The 24886-nt window shown below is 71.2% G+C and carries 23 protein-coding genes and 1 riboswitch; of the genes, 16 read left to right on the top strand and 7 right to left on the bottom strand.

Features of this window, described 5'->3' with window-relative positions; translation table 11 throughout:
- Positions 1-17: 17 nt before the first annotated feature.
- The 3 genes from OG936_RS27005 to OG936_RS27015 all read left to right on the top strand — a co-directional run bounded on the left by OG936_RS27005 (position 18) and on the right by OG936_RS27015 (position 3705).
- A complete protein-coding gene (locus tag OG936_RS27005; protein ID WP_406500630.1) occupies positions 18-1400 on the top strand; it encodes a M16 family metallopeptidase in 1383 nt (460 codons plus the stop codon).
- Positions 1401-1729: 329 nt separating this feature from the next.
- Positions 1730-1897, top strand: a riboswitch (cyclic di-AMP (ydaO/yuaA leader).
- Between the two features lie 12 nt (positions 1898-1909).
- Positions 1910-2725 (top strand): M23 family metallopeptidase, encoded by an 816-nt coding sequence (locus OG936_RS27010; RefSeq protein WP_406498084.1) that lies wholly within the window; start codon positions 1910-1912, stop codon positions 2723-2725.
- Between the two features lie 278 nt (positions 2726-3003).
- Positions 3004-3705 (top strand): GntR family transcriptional regulator, encoded by a 702-nt coding sequence (locus tag OG936_RS27015; protein ID WP_406498085.1) that lies wholly within the window; start codon positions 3004-3006, stop codon positions 3703-3705.
- Positions 3706-3902: 197 nt separating this feature from the next.
- Here the strand turns inward: OG936_RS27015 and OG936_RS27020 are convergent, their stop codons facing one another.
- Positions 3903-4184, bottom strand: coding sequence for an HPr family phosphocarrier protein (locus tag OG936_RS27020; protein ID WP_266749172.1), 282 nt, complete (start codon positions 4182-4184; stop codon positions 3903-3905).
- 184 nt (positions 4185-4368) lie between these two features.
- Between OG936_RS27020 and OG936_RS27025 the strand changes: the two genes are divergently transcribed.
- The 5 genes from OG936_RS27025 to OG936_RS27045 all read left to right on the top strand — a co-directional run bounded on the left by OG936_RS27025 (position 4369) and on the right by OG936_RS27045 (position 10898).
- Complete coding sequence (locus OG936_RS27025; protein ID WP_406498088.1) at positions 4369-7341, top strand: GNAT family N-acetyltransferase; 2973 nt, start codon at positions 4369-4371, stop codon at positions 7339-7341.
- A 140-nt stretch (positions 7342-7481) separates the two neighbouring features.
- Positions 7482-8078 (top strand): DUF5998 family protein, encoded by a 597-nt coding sequence (locus OG936_RS27030; RefSeq protein ID WP_383758844.1) that lies wholly within the window; start codon positions 7482-7484, stop codon positions 8076-8078.
- Positions 8078-9265, top strand: coding sequence for an alkaline phosphatase family protein (locus OG936_RS27035; protein WP_406498091.1), 1188 nt, complete (start codon positions 8078-8080; stop codon positions 9263-9265). Before OG936_RS27030 ends, OG936_RS27035 begins: the two co-directional genes overlap by 1 nt.
- Positions 9266-9330: 65 nt before the next feature.
- Positions 9331-9981, top strand: a complete 651-nt coding sequence (locus OG936_RS27040; RefSeq protein WP_383758842.1) for a thymidine kinase — start codon at positions 9331-9333, stop codon at positions 9979-9981.
- 44 nt (positions 9982-10025) lie between these two features.
- A complete protein-coding gene (locus tag OG936_RS27045; protein ID WP_406498093.1) occupies positions 10026-10898 on the top strand; it encodes a PaaX family transcriptional regulator C-terminal domain-containing protein in 873 nt (290 codons plus the stop codon).
- Between the two features lie 21 nt (positions 10899-10919).
- Here OG936_RS27045 and OG936_RS27050 read toward each other — a convergent pair whose 3' ends face one another.
- Positions 10920-11705 carry a VOC family protein gene (locus OG936_RS27050; protein ID WP_406498095.1) on the bottom strand — a complete coding sequence of 262 codons (786 nt, stop codon included), beginning with the start codon at positions 11703-11705 and terminating at the stop codon, positions 10920-10922.
- A gap of 233 nt (positions 11706-11938) precedes the next feature.
- On the opposite strand from OG936_RS27050, the gene OG936_RS27055 reads away from it, so the two are divergent.
- Positions 11939-12766, top strand: coding sequence for a sulfurtransferase (locus tag OG936_RS27055; RefSeq protein WP_406498097.1), 828 nt, complete (start codon positions 11939-11941; stop codon positions 12764-12766).
- Positions 12767-12918: 152 nt separating this feature from the next.
- On the opposite strand, the gene sepH is transcribed toward OG936_RS27055, so the two are convergent.
- A complete protein-coding gene (sepH, locus tag OG936_RS27060; RefSeq protein WP_266749184.1) occupies positions 12919-13980 on the bottom strand; it encodes a septation protein SepH in 1062 nt (353 codons plus the stop codon).
- 497 nt (positions 13981-14477) lie between these two features.
- On the opposite strand from sepH, the gene OG936_RS27065 reads away from it, so the two are divergent.
- A complete protein-coding gene (locus OG936_RS27065) occupies positions 14478-15515 on the top strand; it encodes a hypothetical protein (protein WP_406498099.1) in 1038 nt (345 codons plus the stop codon).
- A 13-nt stretch (positions 15516-15528) separates the two neighbouring features.
- Here OG936_RS27065 and OG936_RS27070 read toward each other — a convergent pair whose 3' ends face one another.
- Together OG936_RS27070 and OG936_RS27075 are read right to left on the bottom strand one after the other, a co-directional pair.
- Positions 15529-16851 (bottom strand): D-arabinono-1,4-lactone oxidase, encoded by a 1323-nt coding sequence (locus tag OG936_RS27070; RefSeq protein WP_266749187.1) that lies wholly within the window; start codon positions 16849-16851, stop codon positions 15529-15531.
- Positions 16808-18055, bottom strand: a complete 1248-nt coding sequence (locus OG936_RS27075) for an MFS transporter (protein ID WP_406498102.1) — start codon at positions 18053-18055, stop codon at positions 16808-16810. The genes OG936_RS27070 and OG936_RS27075 overlap by 44 nt, the downstream gene beginning before the upstream one ends.
- A 153-nt stretch (positions 18056-18208) precedes the next feature.
- Here OG936_RS27075 and OG936_RS27080 point away from each other — a divergent pair, with 153 nt between their 5' ends.
- Positions 18209-19336, top strand: coding sequence for a ferrochelatase (locus OG936_RS27080; protein WP_383758835.1), 1128 nt, complete (start codon positions 18209-18211; stop codon positions 19334-19336).
- 33 nt (positions 19337-19369) lie between these two features.
- Complete coding sequence (locus OG936_RS27085) at positions 19370-20188, top strand: inositol monophosphatase family protein (RefSeq protein WP_406498104.1); 819 nt, start codon at positions 19370-19372, stop codon at positions 20186-20188.
- 79 nt (positions 20189-20267) lie between these two features.
- On the opposite strand, the gene OG936_RS27090 is transcribed toward OG936_RS27085, so the two are convergent.
- The gene (locus tag OG936_RS27090; RefSeq protein ID WP_406498106.1) at positions 20268-20441 is read right to left on the bottom strand and encodes a hypothetical protein; all 174 of its coding nucleotides are present in this window, start codon (positions 20439-20441) and stop codon (positions 20268-20270) included.
- 376 nt (positions 20442-20817) lie between these two features.
- On the opposite strand from OG936_RS27090, the gene OG936_RS27095 reads away from it, so the two are divergent.
- The 4 genes from OG936_RS27095 (at position 20818) to OG936_RS27110 (ending at position 24431) form a co-directional block, all read left to right on the top strand.
- Positions 20818-21471 carry a response regulator transcription factor gene (locus OG936_RS27095; protein WP_383758832.1) on the top strand — a complete coding sequence of 218 codons (654 nt, stop codon included), beginning with the start codon at positions 20818-20820 and terminating at the stop codon, positions 21469-21471.
- Positions 21472-21477: 6 nt separating this feature from the next.
- On the top strand, positions 21478-22707 hold the full coding sequence (locus OG936_RS27100) for a sensor histidine kinase (RefSeq protein WP_406498108.1): 1230 nt from the start codon (positions 21478-21480) through the stop codon (positions 22705-22707).
- Between the two features lie 404 nt (positions 22708-23111).
- Positions 23112-23408 (top strand): DUF4193 domain-containing protein, encoded by a 297-nt coding sequence (locus tag OG936_RS27105; RefSeq protein WP_003965732.1) that lies wholly within the window; start codon positions 23112-23114, stop codon positions 23406-23408.
- Between the two features lie 12 nt (positions 23409-23420).
- Positions 23421-24431: a hypothetical protein gene (locus OG936_RS27110; protein WP_406498110.1), complete on the top strand. Its 1011-nt coding sequence runs from the start codon at positions 23421-23423 to the stop codon at positions 24429-24431.
- On the opposite strand, the gene OG936_RS27115 is transcribed toward OG936_RS27110, so the two are convergent.
- The gene (locus tag OG936_RS27115) at positions 24428-24883 is read right to left on the bottom strand and encodes a DUF3093 domain-containing protein (protein WP_266749197.1); all 456 of its coding nucleotides are present in this window, start codon (positions 24881-24883) and stop codon (positions 24428-24430) included. The genes OG936_RS27110 and OG936_RS27115 overlap by 4 nt on opposite strands.
- Positions 24884-24886 lie beyond the last annotated feature (3 nt).

The raw sequence follows: 24886 nt of genomic DNA on the forward strand, positions 1-24886 counted from the left end.
CCGCGACTGGAGTTTCGATGCAGTTCCACCCGCAGCCGGCCCCCGGCGTCGCCCGCCCGTGGGCCTTCCCCGCACCGGAGCGAGGCGCCCTGCCCAACGGCCTCACGGTGCTGCGCTGCCACCGTCCCGGCCAGCAGGTCGTGGCGGTCGAGATCGTCCTGGACGCCCCGTTGGACGCCGAGCCCGAGGGACTCGACGGCGTGGCCACGATCATGGCGCGGGCGCTCTCCGAGGGCACCGACAAGCACACGGCCGAGGAGTTCGCCGCCGAGCTGGAGCGCTGCGGCGCCACCCTCGACGCGCACGCCGACCACCCCGGCATCCGGGTCTCCCTGGAGGTCCCGGCCTCCCGGCTGGCCAAGGCGCTCGCGCTGGTCGCCGAGGCGCTGCGGGCGCCCGCCTTCGCCGACAGCGAGGTCGAGCGGCTGGTACGCAACCGGCTCGACGAGATCCCGCACGAGCAGGCCAACCCGGCCCGCCGCGCCGCCAAGCAGCTCTCCAAGGAGCTCTTCCCGGCCACGGCGCGCATGTCGCGCCCACGCCAGGGCACCGAGGAGACGGTGGAGCGGATCGACTCGTCGGCCGTGCGTGCCTTCTTCGACGCCCACGTCAGGCCGTCCACGGCAACCGCCGTGGTCGTCGGTGACCTCACCGGCATCGACCTGGACGCCCTGCTCGCCGACACCCTCGGCGACTGGGCGGGCGACACCGCCGAGCCCCGCCCCGCCCCGCCGATCACCGCGGACGACAGCGGTCGGGTGGTGATCGTGGACCGTCCGGGCGCGGTGCAGACGCAGCTGCTGATCGGCCGGATCGGCCCCGACCGGCACGACAGCGTATGGCCGGCCCAGGTGCTCGGCACGTACTGCCTGGGCGGCACGCTCACGTCCCGGCTGGACCGGGTGCTGCGCGAGGAGAAGGGCTACACGTACGGCGTGCGGGCCTTCGCCCAGGTGCTGCGCTCGTCGGCCCCGGATTCCGCCTCGGGGGCGACGGGTGCCGCGATGCTCGCCATCAGCGGATCCGTCGACACGGAGTCCACCGGACCGGCCCTGAAGGACCTGTGGACGGTCCTGCGGACCCTGGCCGCCGAGGGGCTGACCGACGAGGAGCGCGAGACGGCCGTGCAGAACCTCGTCGGTGTCGCACCGCTGAAGTTCGAGACGGCGGCCTCCGTCGCCGGCACCCTCGCCGACCAGGTCGAGCAGCACCTCCCGGACGACTACCAGGCACACCTGTACGCCCGGCTTGCGGAGACCGGCACGGTCGAGGCGACCGCGGCGGTGGTCAACGCCTTCCCGGGCGACCGGCTGGTCACGGTCCTTGTCGGTGACGCGGCGCAGATCGAGGAGCCGGTCCGGGCACTGGACATCGGAGAGGTGTCGGTGGTCACCGGCTGACGGGCGTACCTGTCGCGGACGCGGGAGGCGGCCTGACGGTCCGGCCGGCCCGCCAGGCCGCGACAGTTCGCTTGTGACGGGTCACCTGTGACAGCCCACTGGTCGCCCGGTCCACCAACCCGTCGCATGTCCACATACCGGGACAAGAGGAAGACCCCTGTGAGCGAGATCTCGCCGGGGTCTTCCTTTTTGCCCGTTCTGGTGGAGAGGTTGTCTGTCTGTCTTGTGGGATGCGCTACAAAACGACCTGTCCGTTTGGTGAATGAAAGTGACCCCGCTTAGCGTCGGCCGGGCTGTCCGTCACTCGTATGCCGCATCCGCGACGTACCGGACAGTCATCGCCGAGTCCCCGTCAGGCGCGAGCCTGGGGAGCCGGGGACCCACGAAGTCCCTGGGGTGAATCGGATGCCTGAGCCTCACCGAGGCCGAGTAATCCGTAGGAGACCTTCCTGCTCCGAACCCGTCAGCTAACCCGGTAGGCGAGAAGGAAGGAAAGGACCAGCCACTTCATGGCGTTCACCCGTGCCACTGGGAAGCATCGTGCCCCGAGTCGACTGACGCGCAGGAGCGCGAAGATCGCCGGCGTCGCGGCCCTGGCCACCACCGGCGTCATCGGCGGCGCGGCCTCTCCGGCCCTCGCAGCGGACACCGGGGTCACCTCCGTCGGCGAGACCGGCCTGAACCAGGTCATTGGCATCGACAGCGCCCTCGCCGACCAGATAGAGGCCCAGGCCGCCGCACAGCAGCACCAGGCCGATGCCGCGGCGAAGGAGAAGGCGGAGGCCCAGCGGAAGGCCGAGGCCAAGAAGCGGGCCGAAGCCAAGAAGAAGGCGGAGGCCGAGGCCGAAGCGAAGCGCGCGGCCGAGGCGCGCGCGGAGAAGGTGCGTGCCGCCCGGTCCGCCGAGCGCACCCGCCTGGGCGCCTTCCGGCTCCCGGTCGCAGCTTCGTACGTCACCACCGGCTACAAGTCCAGTGGCTCGCTCTGGTCGTCCGGCAGCCACTCGGGCATCGACTTCCACGCCGCGTCCGGCAGTTCCGTCGTCGCCGTCGGTGCCGGTACGGTCGTCGAGGCCGGCTGGGGCGGCGCGTACGGCAACAACATCGTGCTCCGGATGTCGGACGGCACGTACACGCAGTACGGCCACCTCTCCTCGATCGGCGTCTCCGTCGGCCAGAGCGTCGGCGCGGGCCAGCGGATCGGCCTCTCCGGCTCGACCGGAAACTCCACGGGCCCGCACCTCCACTTCGAGGCCCGGACGACGCCGTCGTACGGCTCCGACATGGACCCCGTCGCCTACCTGCGCGCCCACGGCGTCAACGTCTGACCGAAGCCGCCCGTCCCACCTGCAGCACCTCTTCGAAGGCCCCGGCACACACCGGGGCCTTCGCTGTGCCCGGCCTCCGCTGTGCCCGAATTTCGCCGTGCCCGGCCTCCGTGTCTGCCCGTGGTGCCCGTCTGCGGTACCTGCCCGCCGAGTCGCTCCGTGGCCAAGAGATATTCATGATTTTCCACCCGGCATCGGAATTCGGCCGCACTGCAATAGGGTCGCAGAACAGGCGTCGGTCGGCCGCGTTTCGCGGGGATTAAGGCGGAGGTTCGGACATGCGCATTCCCGCGCATTCGGTATGCACGGCAATCCGTGACGACATCGTCTCCGGTTTCTTCGAACGCGGTGGCCGGCTCACAGAGGAGTTGCTGGCGCGTCGATACGGGGTCTCCCGCGTCCCGGTACGGGAAGCGCTGCGCACCCTGGAGTCCGAGGGTTTCGTGGCCACCCGGCGGCACGCGGGCGCCTGCGTGGCCGAGCCCACCCGACAGGAGGCCGCCGACCTGCTGGAGGTCCGGATGCTGCTGGAGCCGCTGGCCGCCGCGCGCGCCGCGCAGCGCCGCACCGAGGCGCATCTCAAGGTGCTGCGCGGTCTGGTCCGGCTCGGCCAGGAGCGGGCCAGGCGGGGCGAGGGGGAGGATCTGTGCCCGTTGGGCGGCTGGTTCCACGAGACGTTGGTGCAGGCCTCCGGCAGTCCCGGCCTGATCGCGCTGCTCACCCAGCTCCGGCACAAGATCGCCTGGATGTACGCGGTCGAGCAGCCGGCCTGCCCGGCGGATTCCTGGGCCGAGCACGGAGCCGTCGTGGACGCGGTGGCGCGCGGTGACGCGGAACGGGCCAGGGCGCTGACCGCCCAGCACGCCGAACGGGCCGCGGCCGCGCACCGGCTGCGCCGCGTCGACCGGCCGGACCGCCGGCCCACGGTCCCGCGCACCGGCCGGACCGCCGGCCCCCGGCCTCACGCACCGGCCGGGTAAGGCCTTCGTAACATCCCGTAAACACCACGGGCATCCGGCATTAGTAATTACGCCGTATACAAAGAGTTGTCATTCCGTGCGGCTTCCTTCGGGCTGTCCGAATTATCTTCGCTCTTCATTTTCACGAAGTTTCGCCCGAGAAAGCGAAAGAGCCGCGGACCCGGTCAAGCGGTCGCGGCTCTTTCGTAGGAAACGGGTCAGACGGTCTCCGGTAGCTCATCGAGCCCCTCGGCGACCAGCTTCGCCAGACGGTCCAGGGCGGCTTCCGAATCGTCGGCCTCGGATGCGAGCACGATCTCCTCGCCGCCGTGCGCGCCGAGACCGAGCACCGCGAGCATCGAGGCGGCGTTCACCGGGTTGCCATCCGCCTTGGCGATCGTCACGGGGACGCCGGAGGCCGTGGCGGCACGGACGAAGATGGAAGCGGGGCGGGCGTGCAGGCCCTCGGCCCATCCGACGTTGACGCGGCGCTCAGCCATGGTTCTGCCCTTCAGGAATCAACGGTTGTCTAGACCAGCCTCTCACGCGGTGCGCGATGCTCCAGGCCGACCCGCGGCCGACCCGCGGCCGGCCCGCAGCCCGTGCTCTACCGCCGTTCGGCCCCCTCAGACTGCCCCGGCCCCGGGACCTACGCGACCGCTGACGGAGCCGTAGTCTTTGCCCATGCAGCCCTCGTCGCAGCAGAGTCCGCAGCACGCGTACCCCGACCACTGGGAAGCGGACGTGGTCCTCCGCGACGGCGGAACCGCGCGGATCCGGCCCATCACCACGGACGACGCCGAACGGCTGGTCAGCTTTTACGAGCAGGTCTCCGACGAGTCGAAGTACTACCGCTTCTTCGCTCCGTACCCCCGTCTGTCCGACCGGGACGTGCACCGCTTCACCCATCACGACTACGTCGACCGGGTGGGGCTCGCGGTCACGGTCGGCGGCGAGTTCATCGCGACCGTCCGCTACGACCGGATCGACGAGCGGGGCAGGCCCGCCTCCGCGCCCGCCGACGAGGCCGAGGTCGCCTTCCTCGTCCAGGACGCGCACCAGGGCCGGGGGGTGGCCTCGACGCTCCTCGAACACATCGCCGCCGTCGCCCGCGAGCGCGGCATCCGCCGTTTCGCGGCCGAGGTGCTGCCCGCCAACACCAAGATGATCAAGGTGTTCCGGGATGCCGGATACACCCAGCAGCGCAGCTTCGAAGAGGGCTCCGTCCACCTCACCCTGGACCTCGAACCCACCGCCGAGTCCCTCGCCGTCCAGCGCGCGCGTGAGCAGCGGGCCGAGGCGCGTTCCGTGCAACGGCTGCTCGCGCCCGGTTCCGTCGCCGTCATCGGCGCCGGCCGCACTCCCGGAGGGGTCGGCCGCACGGTTCTGCGCAATGTCCTCGGGGCCGGTTTCACCGGTCGTACGTACGCCGTGAACCGCTCCTTCGCCGTCGACCTGGGCACGATCGACGGGGTCCCCGCCCACCGTTCGATCGGCGAGATCGACGAACCGGTCGACCTCGCGGTCGTCGCCGTCCCCGCCGACCGCGTTCCCGAGGCCGTCGCCGACTGCGGCGAGCACGGTGTCCAGGGGCTGGTCGTCCTCTCCGCCGGATATGCCGAATGGGGTGCCGAGGGCAGGGAGCGGCAGCGTGAACTTGTCCGCCAGGCCCGCTCGTACGGAATGCGGATCATCGGACCGAACGCCTTCGGCGTCATCAACAACTCCGAGGCCGTCCGGCTGAACGCCTCCCTCGCCCCCGAGCCGCCCGCTCCCGGACGCATCGGCCTCTTCACCCAGTCCGGAGCGATCGGCATCGCACTGCTCTCCGGGCTCTACCGGCGCGGCGCCGGCCTCTCCACCTTCATCTCCGCGGGCAACCGCGCAGACATCTCGGGCAATGACTTCCTGCAGTACTGGTACGAGGACCCGGACACGGATGTCGCCCTGCTGTACCTCGAATCGCTCGGCAACCCCCGCAAGTTCACCCGCCTCGCCCGGCGCACCGCGGCCGTGAAGCCCGTGGTCGTCGTGAAGGGCGCCCGGCACAGCGGCTCCACGCCGCCCGGCCATGCGGTGCCGGTCAGCCGGATCCCGGACGCGACGGTCTCGGCGCTCATGCGGCAGGCGGGCGTGATCCGCGTCGACACGGTGACGGAGATGGTCGACGCGGGCCTCCTCCTCGCCGACCAACCGCTCCCCGCGGGCCCGCGGGTCGCGATCCTCGGCAACTCCGAGTCGCTCGGTCTGCTCACGTACGACGCCTGCCTGGCCGAGGGGCTCCGCCCGCGCCGGCCCCTCGACCTCACCACCGCCGCGACCCCGCAGGACTTCCGGGACGCCCTGGCCGAGGCCCTCGCCGATGACGGCTGCGACTCCGTGATCGTGACGGCGATCCCGTGGGTGGGCGAGGACGGAGAGGCGGAACCGGGCGACGGAGAGGTACTGGCGACCGCCCTGCACGCGGCCGCGACCGCCGGTCCAGCCAAGCCGGTGGCCGTCGTGCACGTGGAGATCGGCGGCCTGGCCGAGGCTCTCGCCGCGGCCACCAGCACGGTCGCGCAGCCGCGCCCTTCGAAGCAGCCCTCCGCGGCCGCGACGTCCCCGCGCGCCGGAGCCGCCGCCACCGCGACCGGCTCCGCACCGGCGCACACCTCCTCAGTGCCCGGCCCCGCGCCGGCGCACACCGCTTCCACCCCCGGCAGCGGCGCGGTCACCGCAACCACGGGCACGGACAGCAAGGACCGCGCCGAACCCGCCCCCGGCTCCCGCCCCCGTACCGGCCGGATCCCCGCCTACCCCGCCGCCGAGCGGGCCGTGCGCGCCCTGGCCGAAGCGGTCCGGTACGCGCAGTGGCGACGACAGGCCGCCGCGCCCGGCAAGGTGCCAGAGTTCCTCGACGACACCATCGACGAACAGGGCACCGCCGACCTGATCGACACCCTGCTCGGCCCGGACCCCGACCCGAGGGGCAGGCCGCTCGCGCACGACGAGGCGCGCGAGCTCCTGGGCCGCTACGGCATCACCGTACGACCGACGCTTGCGGCCCCCGACCCCGAAGCCGCCGTCGCCGCGGCGGCACGGCTCGGCTACCCCGTGGCGCTCAAGACCACCGCACCCCATCTGCGCCACCGCGCCGATCTCGGCGGTGTGCGGCTGGACCTCGCCAACGAGAGCGCGCTGCGCCGGGCCTACGGCGAACTGACCGATCTGCTCGGCAAGCCCGCCGAACTCCGGCCGGTCGTCCAGGCCATGGCGCCGCGCGGCGTCGACACCGTCGTGCGGGCCACGATCGACCCGGCGGCGGGCGCCGTCCTCTCCTTCGGGCTCGCGGGCGCGCCCTCCGAACTCCTCGGTGACACCGCCCACCGCCTCGTTCCGGCCACCGATCGCGACGCCGCGGAGCTGATCCGGTCCATCCGGGCGGCCCCGGTGCTGTTCGGCTGGCGGGGCGCGGCGCCCGTGGACACCGCGGCGCTCGAAGAGCTGCTGCTGCGGGTGTCCCGGCTGGTCGACGACCACCCCGAGGTGGTCTCCATCGCCCTGGAACCGGTCGTGGTCGCCCCGCAGGGGCTGACCGTTCTCGGCGCGAGCGTCCGGCTCTCGCCGCCCCCGGCCCGCACCGACCTCGGCCCCCGCCGCCTCCCCAACTACTGACCGGCCACCGACCGGACGGCACCGATTCGTCCCTGGCCGTCGGACGAGCTCGAAAGCACCGGTCCCTCCTGCGCGCGAGCCCCGGTCGCCCTGCCGGACATCGTTCCCGGCAGTCATCCGCCCCCCGTAGGATGGTCCTCATGGCTAAGACCGGTACGACGACCCAGGGGCTGCGCGCGGCGATCGAGCGCAGTGGCTACTACCCGGCCCTCGTGGCCGAGGCGGTGGAGGCCGCCGTGGGCGGTGAGCCGGTCGCTTCGTACCTGGTGCACCAGGAGACCACCTTCGACTCCAACGAGGTGCGCCGCCACGTCACGGTCCTGGTCCTGACCGACACCCGCTTCATCGTCAGCCACACCGACGAGCAGAACGCGGACACCAGCTCCCCGACGCCGTACGCCACCACCTCCACGGAGTCGGTCAAGCTCGACCGGATCTCGTCGGTCGTGGTAAGCCGCGTCGTTGCCAACCCGGAGAAGTACGTACCGGGCACGCTGCCCCGCGAGGTCGTCCTCACCATCGGCTGGGGCGCGGTCTCCCGTATCGATCTGGAGCCGGCCGCCTGCGGCGACCCCAACTGCGAGGCCGACCACGGCTACACCGGCAGTTCCACCGCCGACGACCTGAGCCTGCGGGTCAGTGAGGCCGGTGACGGCCCGGACACCGTGCGCCAGACCCTCGCCTTCGCGCAGTCCCTCTCCGAGGCCACGGCCGTGGCCGCGGCGTCCGGCCGCTGATGGCCCAGCCGGCCTGGCAGGACCCCGTCCTGCTCCCCGTCGACACCGCACCCGTTCCCGAGTACGGCAGCGGCTCGCTCGCCGATCTGCTGCCCACGCTCGCCGCTGGACAGGGCGTGCCCGGCTTCACCGCGGCGATCCCCGAACTCACCCCCGCCGACCGGAACTGCGTGTTCCTGATCGACGGCCTCGGCTGGGAGCAGATCAAGGCCCACCCGGACGAGGCACCGTTTCTGCACTCCCTGCTCCCCACCTCGCGCGGCGGCACCGGCCGCCCGATCACGGCGGGCTTCCCGGCCACCACCGCGACGTCACTCGCCTCGGTCGGTACCGGACTTCCGCCGGGGGAGCACGGCCTTCCCGGTTACACCGCGCGCAATCCGGAGACCGGCGAGCTGATGAACCAGCTGCGCTGGCAGCCCTGGACGCCGCCGAAGGCCTGGCAGCCGTACCCCACCGTCTTCACGCTCGCCGACGCCGCGGGGGTGCGCACCGCCCAGGTCTCCGCCCCTGCCTTCGAGCAGACCCCGCTCACCAAGGTCGCGCTCAGCGGGGGCTCGTTCCTCGGCCGGTTCTCCGGAGAGGAGCGGATGGACGTCGCCGCCGAGCGGCTTGCCGCGGGTGACCGGTCGCTCGTCTACACGTACTACAGCGAGGTCGACGGGAAGGGCCACCGCTTCGGTGTCGACTCCGACGCCTGGCGCGGGCAGCTGATGTATGTGGACGGCCTGGCCCGGCGCCTGGCCGAGCAGCTCCCGCCCCGCTCGGCGCTGTACATCACCGCCGATCACGGCATGATCGACATCCCCTTCGACGAGCAGTCCCGGATCGACTTCGACGAGGACTGGGAGCTGCGCGCGGGCGTCGCCCTGCTCGGCGGCGAGGGCCGGGCCCGTCATGCGTACGCGGTCCCGGGCGCCGAGAGCGATGTGCTGACCGTCTGGCGGGAAGTGCTCGGCGAGCAGTTCTGGGTGGCGAGCCGGGACGAAGCGATCGCGGCTGGCTGGTTCGGCCCGAAGATCGACGAACGCGTACACGGCAGGATCGGCGATGTCGTCGCCGCCGCCCACGACGACGTGGTGATCACCGCCTCGGTCAATGAGCCGCACGAGTCCGCGATGGTGGGCATGCATGGCTCGATGACCCCCGTCGAGCAGCTCGTCCCCCTGCTCGAAGTACGCTCGTAGCCGCGTTTTCCCGCCACAGTCGCCCTTGTACTGCTTCGCCCCGCCCGAAAGGTGCTCAGCCCCTCATGCCCGAGCTTGTGTTCTTCTCCGGAACTATGGACTGCGGGAAGAGTACTTTGGCGCTACAAATCGGACACAACCGTTCAGCTCGTGGCTTGCAGGGCGTGATCTTCACCCGTGACGACCGGGCGGGGGAGGGCAAGCTCTCCTCACGTCTGGGGCTGGTCACCGAGGCCGTCGAGGCCGACGAGGGCATGGATCTGTACGCGCACCTCGTCGACCACATAAGCCGGGGCGGCCGGGCGGACTACGTGATCGTGGACGAGGCGCAGTTCCTGGCTCCCGTCCAGATCGACCAGCTCGCCCGGGTCGTCGACGACCTGGGCATGGACGTCTTCGCGTTCGGTATCACCACCGACTTCCGGACCAAGCTGTTCCCCGGATCCCAGCGGCTGATCGAACTGGCCGACCGGGTCGAGGCCCTCCAGGTCGAAGCCCTCTGCTGGTGCGGTGCACGGGCCACGCACAACGCCCGTACGGCCGGCGGCGAGATGGTCGTCGAAGGCGCCCAGGTGGTGGTCGGGGACGTCAACCAGCAGGCGGACGAGGTTGGTTACGAGGTGCTCTGCCGACGTCACCATCAGCGCAGGACGACCAGCGCGAGCGCCCGCGCAGGCTCCCTCTCGCCGGACGTGCTGCCCGTCACCTCCGCCTGAACCCGTCCCTCCGGGCGTCCGGTACGGATGCTTAGGATGACGCTGTGAACACGGTGAGCGGGACAGAGGCCGAGTCCGAACCGGGCCCACTGGGCAAGGTGCAGCCGCGGCAGCTGATCGTGACGGTCTACGGGCTGTACGCGCGCGACACCGGCGGCTGGATGTCCGTGGCCGCGCTGATCCAGCTGCTCGCCGACCTCGGCGTCGAGGCGCCGACCGTACGGTCCTCGGTCTCGCGGCTGAAGCGCGCCGGACTGCTCGAAGCCGAATCGGTGTCCGGAGCGGCCGGGTACCGGATCTCGCCCGAGACCGAGCGCATTCTGCGCGACGGCGATCCGCGCATCTTCGCGGCCCGAAGGGCCACCGTGGACGAGGGCTGGGTGCTGGTCGTCTTCTCCGTACCCGAGTCCGAACGCGCCAAGCGGCACACCCTGCGCACCCAGCTGACCCGGCTCGGTTTCGGTTCCGTGTCCGCCGGTGTGTGGATCGCGCCGGGACATGTGCACGGCGAGGCGGAGGACATGCTGGCCCGGCACGGGCTGCGCTCGTACGCCGACCTCTTCCGGGCCGACTATCTCTCCGTGGCCGGGAGCGGGGACGGGGACCTGCCCGCGAAGGTGCGCTCCTGGTGGGACACCGTCCGACTGCAGCGGCTGTACGTGGCATTCCTCGCGGCACACCGTCCGGCGGCCGAGCGGATCGCCGGTGGCAGCCCGGTGACGGACCGCGAGGCGTTCACGACGTACATCAGGGTCCTCACGGACTGGCGCCGGCTCGTCTACCTCGACCCCGGTGTCCCGCGTGAACTGCTACCGGCCGAGTGGAGCGGAACCGAGGCGTCCGAGCTCTTCGACGAGCTGCACACCCGGCTGGCCGGCCCCGCCCACCAGCACGTGGAACGGTTCCGGACCGGCTGACCCGCCCCGCGGCCCGGTGGCTCAGCGAGCGGTCGACCGTACGATCGTGAACACCGCGCCCTCCGGGTCCGCCACGGTCGCCACCCGGCCGTTCGCCCCCTCCCGGGGCGGTTGCAGGACGTATCCGCCGAAATCCACCACACGATGCGCTGCCTCGTCGGTGTCGTCGACCTCGAAGTACGTCATCCAGTGCGGGCCGCGGTCGCGCGGCAGGGCGCGGCCGACACCCTGCAGCGAGGCCACCGGACGGCCGTGCAGACGAAGGGTCTGGTAGTCGAAGTCGGCCGAGACGATTGCCTCCGCCTCGTAGCCGAAAACCGTCTGGTAGAACTTGCAGACCGTCGACGTCTCGCGGGTCACCAACTCGTTCCAGACCGGTGTGCCATGGGTGCCCGCGAACGCCGTACCGACGTGCGCGGCGGCCTGCCAGATTCCGAAGACCGCGCCGCTGGGGTCGGAAGCGATGGCGAGCCGGCCCGCCTCACCCGCATCACCCGAGTCGAGCGGCCCGACGGCGACCGTGCCACCGCAGGAACGGATCACTTCTGCCGTGGCGTCGGCGTCGTCGGTGGCCAGATAGGTCGTCCAGGCGACCGGCAGATGGCGATCGGGCGGCGACTGCCCGATGCCCGCGACCACTTTCCCGTCGATCAGCGCGCGTACGTACGGACCCAGCTGATCCGGTCCGGGCGCGAACTCCCACCCGAACAGCCGGGCGTAGAAGTCCTGGGTCGTGCTCAGGCCGTGCACGAGCAGACTCACCCAGCAAGGTGTTCCGGGCATGCGTCGGGCTGCAGCCTCCGTCATCGTCACTCTCTCCTCGGACCATCGTGGTGGCCGTACGGGGGGAACGGGGCCGGTGTGCCGCTATGCGGTACAGGATGTGAACGCCCCGTGGAGATGTTTGCACCACCCGGCGCGCGAGGCGCTCCGGCCGCGCCGTACCTTCCGGGATCTCGACGGCGGTGGACCGATTTGGTGGGGAACGTCCGCCTGGGTGCTGTTACGGGTGGGGAGGCTCCTGCGCGAGGATGGCACCCATGAAGCCCATCATCACCGCATCCGAATGCGTGAGCGAGTCGGCGGGGCCACGTCCGCCGGTGCTCCTGGACGTACGTTGGCAGCTGGGCGGCCCGCACGGCCGCCCCGACTACGAGGCCGGGCACATCCCCGGTGCGGTCTTTGTCGACCTGGACGCGGAACTCGCCGGTCCGGCAGGCAGCGGCGGCCGTCACCCGCTGCCCGACCCGGAGGAATTCGGTGCGGTGATGCGCCGGGCCGGTGTCTCCCGGGGCATTCCGGTGGTCGTGTACGACGGTGGCCAGGGCTGGGCGGCGGCCCGCGCGTGGTGGCTGTTGCGCTGGACGGGGCACACGGACGTCCGGGTCCTGGACGGCGGTCTCGCGGCCTGGCAGGGGGACCTCGAAACGGACGTCCCGACGCCGGCCGAGGGCGACTTCCGGCCGGTCCCCGGTGCGCTGCCGTTGCTGGACGCGGACGGGGCGGCGGCGCTGGCCCGCTCCGGTCTGCTGCTCGACGCGCGGGCCGCGGAGCGCTACCGGGGCGATGTGGAGCCGATCGACCGGGTGGGCGGCCATATCCCGGGCGCCGTGTCGGCGCCGACCTCCGAGAACACGGGGGACGACGGCCGGTTCCTGTCCGCGCCGTCGTTGGCGGCCCGTTTCGAGGGCCTCGGCGCGGACCGGGCGCCGGAGGTCGGCGTCTACTGCGGCTCCGGTGTCTCCGGCGCCCACGAGGTGCTGGCCCTGGCCGTCGCGGGGATCCCCGCGGCGCTGTACGCGGGCTCCTGGTCCGAGTGGTCCGCCGACGAGTCCCGCCCGGTGGCCAAGGGCCCCGACCCGCAGTAACGGAGCCGGCACCGGCCACCGCGACCGGAACCGCCGAAACGGGATCCGGTCGCACGGGGCGCACGCGGCGCCCCCGGCGCACCTGACGCAGACGGCACGAGGGCCCGTACGCAACGGCGTACGGGCCCTCGTCATGCTGCGGTCACCCCGCCTCAGTCCTGCTTCTTCCGGCGCGTACCGAAGACGATCTCGTCCCAGCTCGGTACGGCGGCCCGGCGGCCCGGCCGGACACCGTCCGCCTCGGCCTGGCGGTCCGTCGTCCCGGTCAGCCGGTCGCGATGACCGGCCACCGCCCGCGGCATGAGCACGTCCGCATAGGCGGAACCGGCACCGGCGGAGGCCGCCGCGGCCGGCGGCTCGTCGGCCTCCGGTTCCTGCGCGGCGGGCTCGATGGCGGGCGGCTCGGGCTGCGTGGGACGCTCCGGCACCACCATGTCGCCGCGGAAGCTGGGCACCGCCTCCAACAGGCTGGTCAGCGAATCGCGCTCACTGGCCGAGATGCCGCCGATGTGCTCGTCCGGCTCGGGCACCGGGGCCGTGGGGCGCTCCATCTGGCGGTCCAGGGCGCGGTCCAGCGGCCGGTCGCGGGGCAGCCGGGCGATCCGGGGCACGAACGGGAAGCTCGGTTCGGGCGCGGCGACGTCGTCGGTCTCGCCGATCAGCGACCGGGCCTCGTCGTCCACGGCCTGGACCAGCCGACGCGGTGCGTCGTACGTCCAGCTCGCCGAGTGCGGCTCGCCCGCGACCCGGTAGACGAGCAGGACCTCCCAGGTGCCGTCGTCACGGCGCCACGAATCCCACTGGACGGTCTCCTTGTCGGCGCCGCGCAGCAGCAGCCGCTCCTGCACCGCCTCGCCGAGCTGGGGGCCGGTGTTCTCGCCGGGACGGCGCACGGGAGTCTTCCGGGCCCGCTCGGCCATGAAGGCGCGCTCCGCGAGCACGGGGCCCTCGAAGCGGCGGACACGGTCGACCGGAATCCCGGCGAACTGGGCGACCTCCTCCGCGGAGGCACCGGCTCGTATCCGAGCCTGGATGTCGCGGGGGCGGAGATGGCTCTCCACCTCGATCTCGATCTGGCCGAGCCGCGCGCGGTCGTTGCGCACGGCGGCTCGCAGCCGCTCGTCGATCGGAAGCGTGTACTCCGTGCTGTCCGCAGCCTTGAGCACCAGTCGTGTGCCGTCGTTGGAGACGGCCACGACACGCAGTTCGGGCATGGGGACCTCCCGGGTGGTGCCTGCCGACGTCACGTGCGTCGCTGCTTCCGCTAGTCGAGTGTGGCCTGCCCGGGTGCAGCCTGCCACAACATTGCCGTGTTGCCCGGCGTGTCGGGCGTGAGCCCTTGATCGCCGGTATGACACGGTGACCTATTGTGCAACACGAAGTGACCGATGGTCACCTCGTGTAGCCAGTCCCCGTGCAATGACGTGGCGCCGCCGGATCGAGTGCCTCCTTCGGCCCCCTCCCGAAGATTCCGGACACCCACGTGGGAGTCCGGCCCCAGGGCTCGCCACAGTACTCCATTCGGGCCATGTGGGTGGACCGCCGCGCCGCCGAACTTCTCGTGAGGCGTGGGAGCCGAGTCGCCCGGCAGGGCGTGCAGCGCCCTTCGCGCGTGTCCTGCTTCACAGAATCTCCCGAAGCGGAACTATTCACTTCGCTCACATGTCCCTTCCTGTTGCATGGTGGGAGAGATGTCAATCAAGGGCTGGAAATGGTGCAGAAGCCGGAAAATGACATAGAACCCAAGGAAAGGCGTATAGATCTGAGTCTGCCTCAGGTGGCGGGCAGCGCCGTGGCGGCGGTTGCGGCAGCGGTGGCGGCCTCTCAGCTGGGCGTGTACGGAACGATCCTCGGCGCTGGAGTCATGAGCGTCGTCGCCACCTGCGGCGGTTCGCTCTTCCAGCACTTTTTCCGCCGTACCGGGGAACAGATCCGCGAGGTGACGGTCCAGGCCAAGCAGCCGGGCCGTGAGGTGACCGTGCGCACGCGTGGGACGAGCGACCCGCATGCGGTGTACGGGGTGCGACGACCGCCGGCCGGAATGCCCGACGGAGCCATGGACGCGACCACGGTGATGCGCGCTGTGGACGCCGCGACCATGCGCGGTGGGACGGACGCCACGACCGTACTGCGCAACGTGGCGGACGATCCGGACCGTACGCGGCTGCTGAGGCCGCTCGACGGGACGCGGTCGCTCGACCCGGTCCGTCCGGAGCCGGACGAGGAGTTCTCCGAAGCCACCACCCACGGCACCCGTATCCGCGGCTGGAAGCGGTCGGCACTCGGGGCGGCCGTCGTCTTCGCCGTGACGATGGCCGGGATCACCACGTTCGAGCTGGTCTCCGGCAACGACCTGAGCGGCGGTCGGGGAACCACCGTCGGCTCCGTCGTACGCGGGGAGCGGGGCGCCGGATCGAACGACCCGGCACCGTCGACCGGCACCGACCCCGGCCAGGAGCGGAGCCCGGACCAGGAGAGCGGCGCGACACCCGGTACGGACTCGCAGGGAAGGCAGAGCCGGAACCCGGACTCCGGTCGGGGCGACCGTTCCTCCGCCGATCCGACGCCCAGCCCCACGCCGTCCGGCAACACCGGACAGACGAACCCGTCCCCGGCGGCCACGCCGTCCCCGGCGGTGCCCGGCGACGGCGGCAGCGCCGCCCCGGACCCCACGGGTGCGGGCGACGCCCCGGCGCAGGGCGACCGCGCCACCACGGGCACGGGCACGGGCACGGGCACGGGACAGTGAACGGCCGCGCCGCTCAGTCGCCCAGCACCCGGCGCAGATAGTCGTTGCCGAACAGCCGGTCCGGGTCGAGCCGGTCGCGTACGGCGGTGAACTCGCCGAACCGCGGGTACACCCCGGCGAGGTACTCGGCGTCGCGGGTGTTGACCTTGCCCCAGTGCGGGCGGCCGGCGTGGGCGGTCATGATCCGTTCGACGGCCGTGAAGTACGCCTGGTAAGGCGTGCCCTTGTACAGATGGACGGCGATGTAGGCGCTCTCCCGGCCCGAGGCCGTGGAGAGCGCGATGTCGTCCGCGGGGGCGGTACGCACCTCCACCGGGAAGCTGATCCGCAGCGGCGAACGCTCCACCATCGCCTTGACCTCGCGCAGCGCCTCCACAGCGGCCTCGCGCGGCAGCGCGTACTCCATCTCCACGAAACGGACCCGGCGCGGACTCGTGAAGACCTTGTACGGGATGTCGGTGTACGTACGGGCGGACAGGGCGCGACTGGAGAGCTTGGCGATCGACGGAATGGTGGCGGGGACCGCCCGGCCCAGCGAACACGCCACCTGGAAGATCCCGTTGGAGAGGAGCTCGTCCTCGATCCAGCCGCTGACCTTCCCGGGCGGGGCGGCGGGGCCCGCGCTGCGGTTGTTGCGCTTGGTGTTGCAGTTGCCGGTGTGCGGGAACCAGTAGAACTCGAAGTGCTCGTTGTCGGCGACCAGCTCGTCGAAGCCGGCCGTGACCCGGTCGAAGCTCATCGGTTCCTCACGGGCCGTCAGCAGGAAGACCGGTTCCACGGCGAAGGTGATCGCCGTGACGACACCCAGGGCGCCGAGCCCGATCCTCGCGACGGCGAAGATGTCGGCGTTCTCCTTGTCCGAACAGGTCAGCACCGTGCCGTCGGCCGTGACCAGTTCGAGGGCGCGGATCTGCGCGGATATGGACGCCGAGTCACGGCCCGTGCCGTGGGTGCCGGTCGAGGTGGCTCCGGCGACCGTCTGCTCCATGATGTCGCCCATGTTGGTGAGCGACAGGCCCTCCCGTGCCAGGGCGGTGTTCAGCCGCTTCAGCGGAGTACCGGCCTCGACGGTCACGGTCATCGCCTCGCGGTCGATCTCCCGGATGCCGGTGAGGAGGTCGGGGCGGACCAGCACGCCGTCGGTGGCCGCCGTCGCGGTGAAGGAGTGTCCGGTGCCGACCGGCTTCACCCGCAGGCCGTCCTCGGACGCCCGGCGCAGCACTTCGGCGAGCTCCGCCACGGAGGCGGGGGACACGGACCGTACCGGGCGGGAGCTGACATTCCCCGCCCAGTTACGCCACGCGTTCGTCGTCGTCCGTGCGTCGGTGTCGGTCATCTTCCGCGCGCCCTTCCGTAGAAACCGGCCCACTGAGCCGGCGATAACCCAGGAACGCCACCGCGGCCGCGAGCGCTCCCGCCACGACGGGCACCGCGTACCCCGCCTCGGCTCCGGAGGCGTCGACCACCCAGCCGGCGGCCGAGGAGCCGAGCGCCACACCGACGGCGAGCCCGGTGCTGGTCCAGGTCATGCCCTCGGTCAGTTTCGTGCGCGGTACGTGCTGCTCGACGAGGGCCATGGTGGTGACCATCGTCGGTGCGATGGCGAGGCCCGCGACAAAGAGCGCCACGGCCAGAAACGGGAGGCTCCCGGCCAGTTGGAGGGGGATCATACTCACGGCCATCGCACACACGCCCACCAGCCACCGGGTGGACGCCTTCCCCTTGAGACGCAGCAGGCCGAAGACGGCGCCGGCCAGGCAGGAACCGAGCGCGTACACGGCCAGCACGAGGCTCGCCGCGGCCTTGTGGCCCCGTTCCTCGGCGAACGCCACCGTCACCACGTCGACCGCCCCGAAGATCGCACCGGTCGCCACGAACGTCACCACGAGCACCTGGAGGCCCCGGGCGCGCAGCGCGGTGCCGCCGGTGTGCTGCTCGCGCGGATGCGGCACCGGCTCGGTGGTGCGCTGCGCGGTCAGCCAGAAGACGCCGACCAGCAGGAACCCGGCCGCTATGAGCGGCCCCGCCTCGGGGAACCAGGCGGTGGACAGGCCGATCGAGATAATCGGCCCGAAGATGAAGCACACCTCGTCGACGATCGACTCCCACGAGTACGCGGCGTGCAGCTGCTGCGGCGAACCCCGGTAGATCTCGGCCCAGCGCGCCCGGATCATCGAACCCACGCTGGGGACGCAGCCCGCGCCCGCCGCGAAGACGAAGAGCGACCAGTCCGGCAGCCGCTGCTGCGCGCAGATCAGCAGACCGGCCACCGCCGCCAGCGCGACGAAGGTGGCGGGACGCAGGACCCGGCGCTGCCCGTGCCGGTCGACGAGCCGGGAGATCTGCGGCCCGATCACCGCCGCCGACATCGCCAGCGTCGCGGAGAGCGCACCGGCGAGCCCGTAACGGCCGGTGAGCTGCGAAACCATGGTCACCACGCCGATGCCCATCATGGACAGCGGCATCCGGCCGAGGAATCCGGCCGCCGAGAACCCCTTGGTGCCGGGGGCGGCGAAAATCGCGCGGTAGGGACTGGGCAAGTAAGGCTCCGGAACAGCGTGATCGCACGCGCCTGTAATGCGTGAATGTGGCCGGTACAGCTTACGGTCGGGGTGGCCGGTCCGACACGGGGGTCGGCCGGAGGACCGATGTCGGTGGGAGCGCTGTCCGAGGCGAGTGGCAGGATCGCTGTCATGTCCGATCTGCGCGACCCCGCTCCCTACGACGCCCTGCTGCTGCTTTCCTTCGGCGGCCCCGAAGGCCCGGACGACGTGGTCCCGTTCCTGGCGAACGTGACCCGTGGCCGCGGCATCCCCGAGGAGCGGCTGAAGGAGGTCGGCAAGCACTACTTCCTGTTCGGCGGCGTCAGCCCGATCAACGCCCAGAACAGAGCCCTGCTGGACGCCCTGCGCAAGGACTTCGCGGAGCACGGACTCGATCTGCCGGTGTACTGGGGCAACCGCAACTGGGCGCCGTACCTCACCGACACCCTGCGCGAGATGATCAAGGACGGGCGCCGCCGCGTCGCGGTCCTCGCCACCAGCGCCTACGCCTCGTACTCGGGCTGCCGGCAGTACCGCGAGAACCTCGCCGAGTCACTGGCCGCGCTGCAGGCCGAGGGCCTGCCCGTGCCCCGGGTCGACAAGCTCCGGCACTACTTCAACCATCCCGGTTTCGTACGGCCCATGGTGGACGGTGTCCTCGCCTCCCTGGCCGATCTCCCCGAGGACGTACGGGCCGGGGCGCACCTCGCGTTCACCACGCACTCCATCCCCACCTCCGCCGCCGACACCTCCGGCCCCGTCGCGGAGCACGGCGACGGCGGCGCCTATGTCGCCGAGCACCTGGATGTCGCCCGCCTGATCGTCGATGCGGTGCGCGAGGAGACCGGCGTCGAGCACCCCTGGCAGCTCGTCTACCAGTCGCGCAGCGGCGCCCCGCACATCCCGTGGCTGGAGCCCGACATCTGCGACCACCTGGAGACGCTGCACGGAGACGGCGTGCCCGCAGTGGTGATGGCCCCCATCGGTTTCGTCTCGGACCACATGGAAGTGCTGTACGACCTCGACACGGAGGCCACCGCGAAGGCCGCCGAGCTCGGGCTTCCGGTGCGCAGGTCCGCGACCGTGGGCGCCGATCCGCGGTTCGCCGCGGCCGTGCGCGACCTGGTCCTGGAGCGTGCCGCCACCGAACAGGGGCGTGGCGCGCAGCGGTGCGCGCTGGGGGCGCTCGGCCCGAGCCACGACCTCTGCCCGGTCGGCTGCTGCCCGGCCCGGGCCCTCAAGCCCGCGGCCGCGGGCGCCGACAGCCCGTACGCGTAGCCCCTGCCGTATGCCTGGAGACTCTGGAGCGCTGTGACCGACCCGAACCTGTCCGAACTGCTCGATCTCGCCCTGGAGGCCGCCCGCCGCGCCGGTGCGCTGCTGCGCGATGGCCGCCCCGCCGACCTGGGGGTGGCCGCGACCAAGTCCAGCCCGATCGACGTCGTCACCGAGATGGACATCGCCGCCGAGAAGCTGATCACCGGCTTCCTGACCGAGCGCCGCCCCCAGGACGGCTTCCTCGGCGAGGAGGGGGCCAGCGCGGAGGGCAGCAGCGGTGTCCGCTGGGTCATCGACCCACTCGACGGCACCGTGAACTACCTGTACGGACTGCCCACGTGGGCAGTCTCCATCGCCGCCGAACGGGACGGCGAGCGGGTCGTGGGCGTCGTGGAGGCCCCGATGCGCCGTGAGACGTACCAGGCGGTGCTCGGCGGCGGCGCCCACGCGAGGGGTGGCGTGTACGGCGGGGGCACCGCGCTGCGCTGCCGGTCCGCGCCGCCGCTCGACCAGGCGCTCGTCTCGACCGGCTTCAACTACGTCGGTCACGTCCGTGCGCACCAGGCGGACGTCGCCCAGCAGCTCATTCCGCGGCTGCGGGACATCCGGCGCAGCGGTTCCGCCGCGGTGGACCTCTGCGATGTGGCCGCGGGGCGCCTCGACGGCTACTACGAGCGCGGGCTCCACCCCTGGGACCTGGCGGCCGGCGACCTCATCGCCCGCGAGGCGGGGGCGTACACCGGCGGTCGTCCCGGGCGGCCCGCCGACGGAGACCTGACGGTCGCCGCGACGCCTGGTGTCTTCGAGCCGCTGCAGGCCCTGCTGGAGGAGCTCGGCGCCTGGCACGACTAGAACCGGTCGTCCGGGTCCTCCCGGCGCGCGAGAGGGGCCCCTGACGCCGTATCCGGCATCAGGGGCCCCTCTCGCGCGCTCAGGCGCTGGTGGCGCCGATTTTGACGCCGTGTTCGGCGGCGAGGCGATGCAGGTCGTCCAGCTCGCCCTGCTCGACATCCGCGAGGAAGTCGTCGCCCGTCTCCCGAGCTTTCGTGAGGTCGGACTCGGTGGTCTTGATGCGTTGCAGCAGACCGGCAGTGAAAGCGTCCATAATGCGCCCCCTCATCGTGGGTCGGTGGCACGGGGGTGTGCCCGGGTTTCCCTCCGCACGGAGGCGGTAGGGCGGGTGATCACGCGCTCTCCGGGGACGGAGTGGCCTGTGGCACGCCACATTCGAGGCGTGATCGCGGGTGTGCATGCGTCCTCCCCGGCACCAAGCTCAGAGAAACCTCAACTGGCCCGGAAATCCTGTGGATTCCCCGGGGCCCCGGCGGACGAGCGCCGCCTTACCGCCGGTTTATGCGCCTTGCGGGCAGGATGGAGCAGCACAGACCGATGTTGATGAGCGGCCCGCATCACGGACCGTGGGCACATCGAGACGTTCTGAAGTCACCTACGTACTGAAGTTTCTAAGGAAGGACAGCGCCGTGCGCGTACTCGTCGTGGAGGACGAGCAGCTGCTCGCCGATGCGGTGGCCACCGGATTGCGCCGTGAGGCCATGGCCGTCGATGTCGTGTACGACGGTGCTGCGGCCCTGGAGCGCATCGAGGTCAACGACTACGACGTCGTGGTGCTGGACCGGGACCTCCCCCTGGTGCACGGCGACGACGTCTGCCGGCGGATCGTCGAGCTGGGCATGCCCACCCGGGTGCTCATGCTCACCGCGTCCGGGGACGTCAGCGACCGGGTGGAGGGGCTGGAGCTCGGCGCCGACGACTATCTGCCCAAGCCGTTCGCCTTCAGCGAGCTCACCGCGCGGGTACGGGCGCTGGGCCGGCGGACGACGGTGGCGTTGCCGCCCGTCCTGGAGCGTGCCGGGATCAAGCTCGACCCCAACCGCCGCGAGGTCTTCCGGGGCGAGACCGAGATCCAGCTCGCGCCGAAGGAGTTCGCCGTGCTGGAGGTCCTGATGCGCAGCGAGGGCGCCGTCGTCTCCGCCGAGCAGCTGCTGGAGAAGGCCTGGGACGAGAACACCGACCCGTTCACCAATGTCGTGCGCGTGACCGTCATGACGCTGCGCCGCAAACTCGGCGAGCCGCCCGTGATCGTCACCGTGCCCGGCTCCGGCTACCGGATCTGATAGCCGATGCCCACCGTCCCCGCGCCGCCGACGGCACCTCCGAAGCCCACCTGGGAGCCCAAACATCAGGAGCCGCCCTACTGGCTGCGCCCGACCATCCGCATACGGCTCACGCTGCTGTACGGGGGCATGTTCCTGATCGCCGGCATCCTGCTGCTCTCGATCATCTACATGCTGGCCGCCCAGGCCCTCCATGTGGGCAGCGAGCTGCCGTTCGAGATCGTCAACGGTCAGGTGAGGAGTGATGTCTGCAACCTGCCCGAGAAGGCATCGCCGGACGCCTTCAACGCGGCGATGAACTCCTGCGTCAACCACCAGCGCCAGCAGGCGCTGGACACCCTCCTGAACCGGTCGCTGCTGGCCCTGGTCGGTCTCAGCGTCATCGCCTTCGCCTTCGGCTACGCCATGGCGGGCCGGGTGCTCTCCCCGCTGGGCCGGATCACCCGCACCGCCCGCCGGGTGGCCGGAACCGATCTGTCCCGCCGGATCGAGCTGGACGGCCCGGACGACGAGCTGAAGGAGCTCGCCGACACCTTCGACGAGATGCTCGACCGCCTGGAGCGGGCCTTCACGGCCCAGCAGAGATTCGTCGGGAACGCGTCGCACGAACTGCGCACCCCGCTCGCCATCAACCGCACGCTCCTGGAGGTCCATCTCTCCGATCCCCAGGCCTCGCCGGAGCTGAAGCAACTGGGCAAGACCCTGCTGGCCACCAACGAGCGCAGCGAGCAGCTGGTCGAGGGCCTGCTGTTGCTCGCCCGCAGTGACAACCAGATCGTCGAGCGCAAACCCGTCGATCTCGCCGAGGTGGCCTCGCGCGCGATCGACCAGACGCGCGGCGAGGCCGAGGAGCGCGGCGTGGAGATCCGCGGCGAGCGGGCCCCCGCCGTCGTCCAGGGCAACGGCGTCCTGTTGGAGCGGATCGCGCTGAACCTCGTACAGAACGCCGTGCGCTACAACGTCCCGGAGGAGGGCTGGGTGGAGGTCACCACCGAGCTGCAGTCCGGCCAGGCCCTGCTGGTGGTCTCGAACACGGGACCCGTGGTGCCCGCCTACGAGATCGACAACCTCTTCGAGCCCTTCAGACGGCTCCGTACGGAGCGGACGGGCAGCGACAAGGGGGTGGGGCTCGGTCTGTCGATCGCGCGGTCCGTGGCGCGCGCTCACGGCGGCCGTATCCTCGCGGAACCCCGCGAAGGGGGTGGTCTTGTGATGCGTGTCTCACTTCCGGTCTGACGGGCCGGGCGGATCGATCCGCACACGAAATACTTTGTTCGCTTTGAGCGGAATTTTCGGGACCTGCGCCCGGAGTGGACGTGTGTGATCGATCACAGGAGCGAATTCAGACACGTCAACACTCCGTGATCAGGGCCTTCGCCGGAAAACCCGCAAAAGTCGGGGTTTTCGGGGCCCAATATCACGGGAAGTACACGGGGTGGCGCCCGTGAAGCGCGATACCGGGACCGTGTACGGTCCCCATCGCCACCTAAGTGGATCGCTCACGAGCGGTCCTTTTGGGTGTCGATTGAGTAACAGACCTTGATGTGAGGCAAAATCTCCGCCTCGGGTCGGGCACAAGTCCGGCCTCTCACGCGTTACGTGCGCTGAGACACCGCAGACACCCAGAGGGGGAGAGCGACATGGCAACGGATTACGACACCCCACGCAAGACCGATGACGACGTCGACCAGGACAGCCTTGAAGAGCTCAAGGCACGCCGGAGCGACAAGACGGCGTCCGCCGTCGACGTCGACGAGTTCGACGCGGCCGAAGGACTGGAGCTGCCCGGCGCAGACCTGTCCAACGAAGAACTGGCCGTAAGGGTCCTGCCCAAGCAAGCCGACGAGTTCACGTGCATGAGCTGCTTCCTCGTGCACCACAGGAGCCAGTTGGCACGCGAGAAGAACGGCCAGCCGATCTGCCGCGACTGCGACTAGGTCGAGCCGACCGTGGCAGGCGACACACCGTTCCGGAAGCGACGCTTGCGGCGCAAAAGGTCGTCGGAGGCGAATCAGGGCGGCACAGGCCCGGCAGAAGGCGTAGCAGCGCCTGCTGGGCGGTCCGCCCTGCCACCCTCCCCGGGTGAGCGGGACGACGAGCGGGGCCGGTGGGCCTCGCTCGAAGCAGTCACGGCAGTCGAAGAAACAGCCGGAGCCGAAGAAACAGCAGAAGTCGACACGGCCGATGGGGCCGGACAGGTCGACAGGACGGAGCCTGTGACCGGGGCAGGCCGTCTGAGTTCAGTGAAACGGGGAGCACGCAAGGGCGGGGAGAGTGCCAGGGCCGCGATCGGTCATATCGCCGATCTGATCATCCAGAACGCTCCCCGCATCCCTGTGCGTGATCTCGCCACCCTGCGCAGGCAGTTCCCGGGCCTCGGGCCCGAAGAGCTCGCCGACAAGCTCATCGCAGGGGCGAGCAAATCCACCGCAGCCGTCGGCGCCGGTATCGGCGCGGCGGCCATGATGCCCGTACCGCCCGCCATGCTCGCCGAGCTGGCGGCGGAGATCAGCGGTGTGGCCGCGATCGAGATGAAGCTCATCGCCGAGCTGCACGAGGTCTACGGGCTGCGCCCACCGGGCGGCATCACCCGGCGTTCCGGCGCCTACCTCACGTCCTGGACGGAGGAGCGCGGCATCGACGTCACCATTCCGTCGACGGTCGACGCGGCGCTGGGCGGCCGGATGAAGCGTGAGCTGCGCCAGAAGATCGCGAGGCGCATGGTGCGCGATCTGCCGAATCTCGTCCCGTTCCTGGTCGGCGCCGCCGTCGGCGCGATGGCGAACCGGCGCGACACCAGAAAGCTTGCCGAACGGATCAGGAAGGACCTGCGCAAGCGCCAGATCCCCTGGGACCGGCTCCCGCCACAGCCGTTGCCGGAGCGGCCGGGCCTCCGGCGCAAGGAACTGCCGGGCGAGCCGGATCCCCTGGGATCCAGGGCTTGTCCGGCGGACCCTTAGGCCCGAACCGCACTCAGCGCCGCGACCAGGGCCTGCGGCTCGCGGGTCGACAGATAGACGTACGGCGTCGGGTCCTGCGGGTCGGTGACCTCCACGCGGACCGCCGTCGGGATGTAGCTGCGCAGCAGCATGAACGCGTGGGTGTCCGCCTTGTACGAGCGCCACGCGCGGGCCTCCTCCGCGTCCAGCACCTCGGCCTCGCCGAGCGCCGTCACCGGGATCCGCGCGTCACCGGCCACCAGGGCGCCCGCGACCACGCGGATCCTTGCCGAGCCGTACGAACTCACCGCGGCCGCCGACAGGGCCGTGCCGCCCGCCAGGCCGGCCAGCAGCGGCAGGGTGCCGAGCGGGAGCAGCATCAGGGCACAGGCGATGCCGACCAGGAAAGCGATGAGCCACCACGAACGGGGCGCGGTCAGTCGTTCGTCGAAGGGCGGGGTGGAAGGCTGCATGAA

It is taken from the genome of Streptomyces sp. NBC_00846, from assembly GCF_045207325.1.
GTDB lineage: Bacteria > Actinomycetota > Actinomycetes > Streptomycetales > Streptomycetaceae > Streptomyces.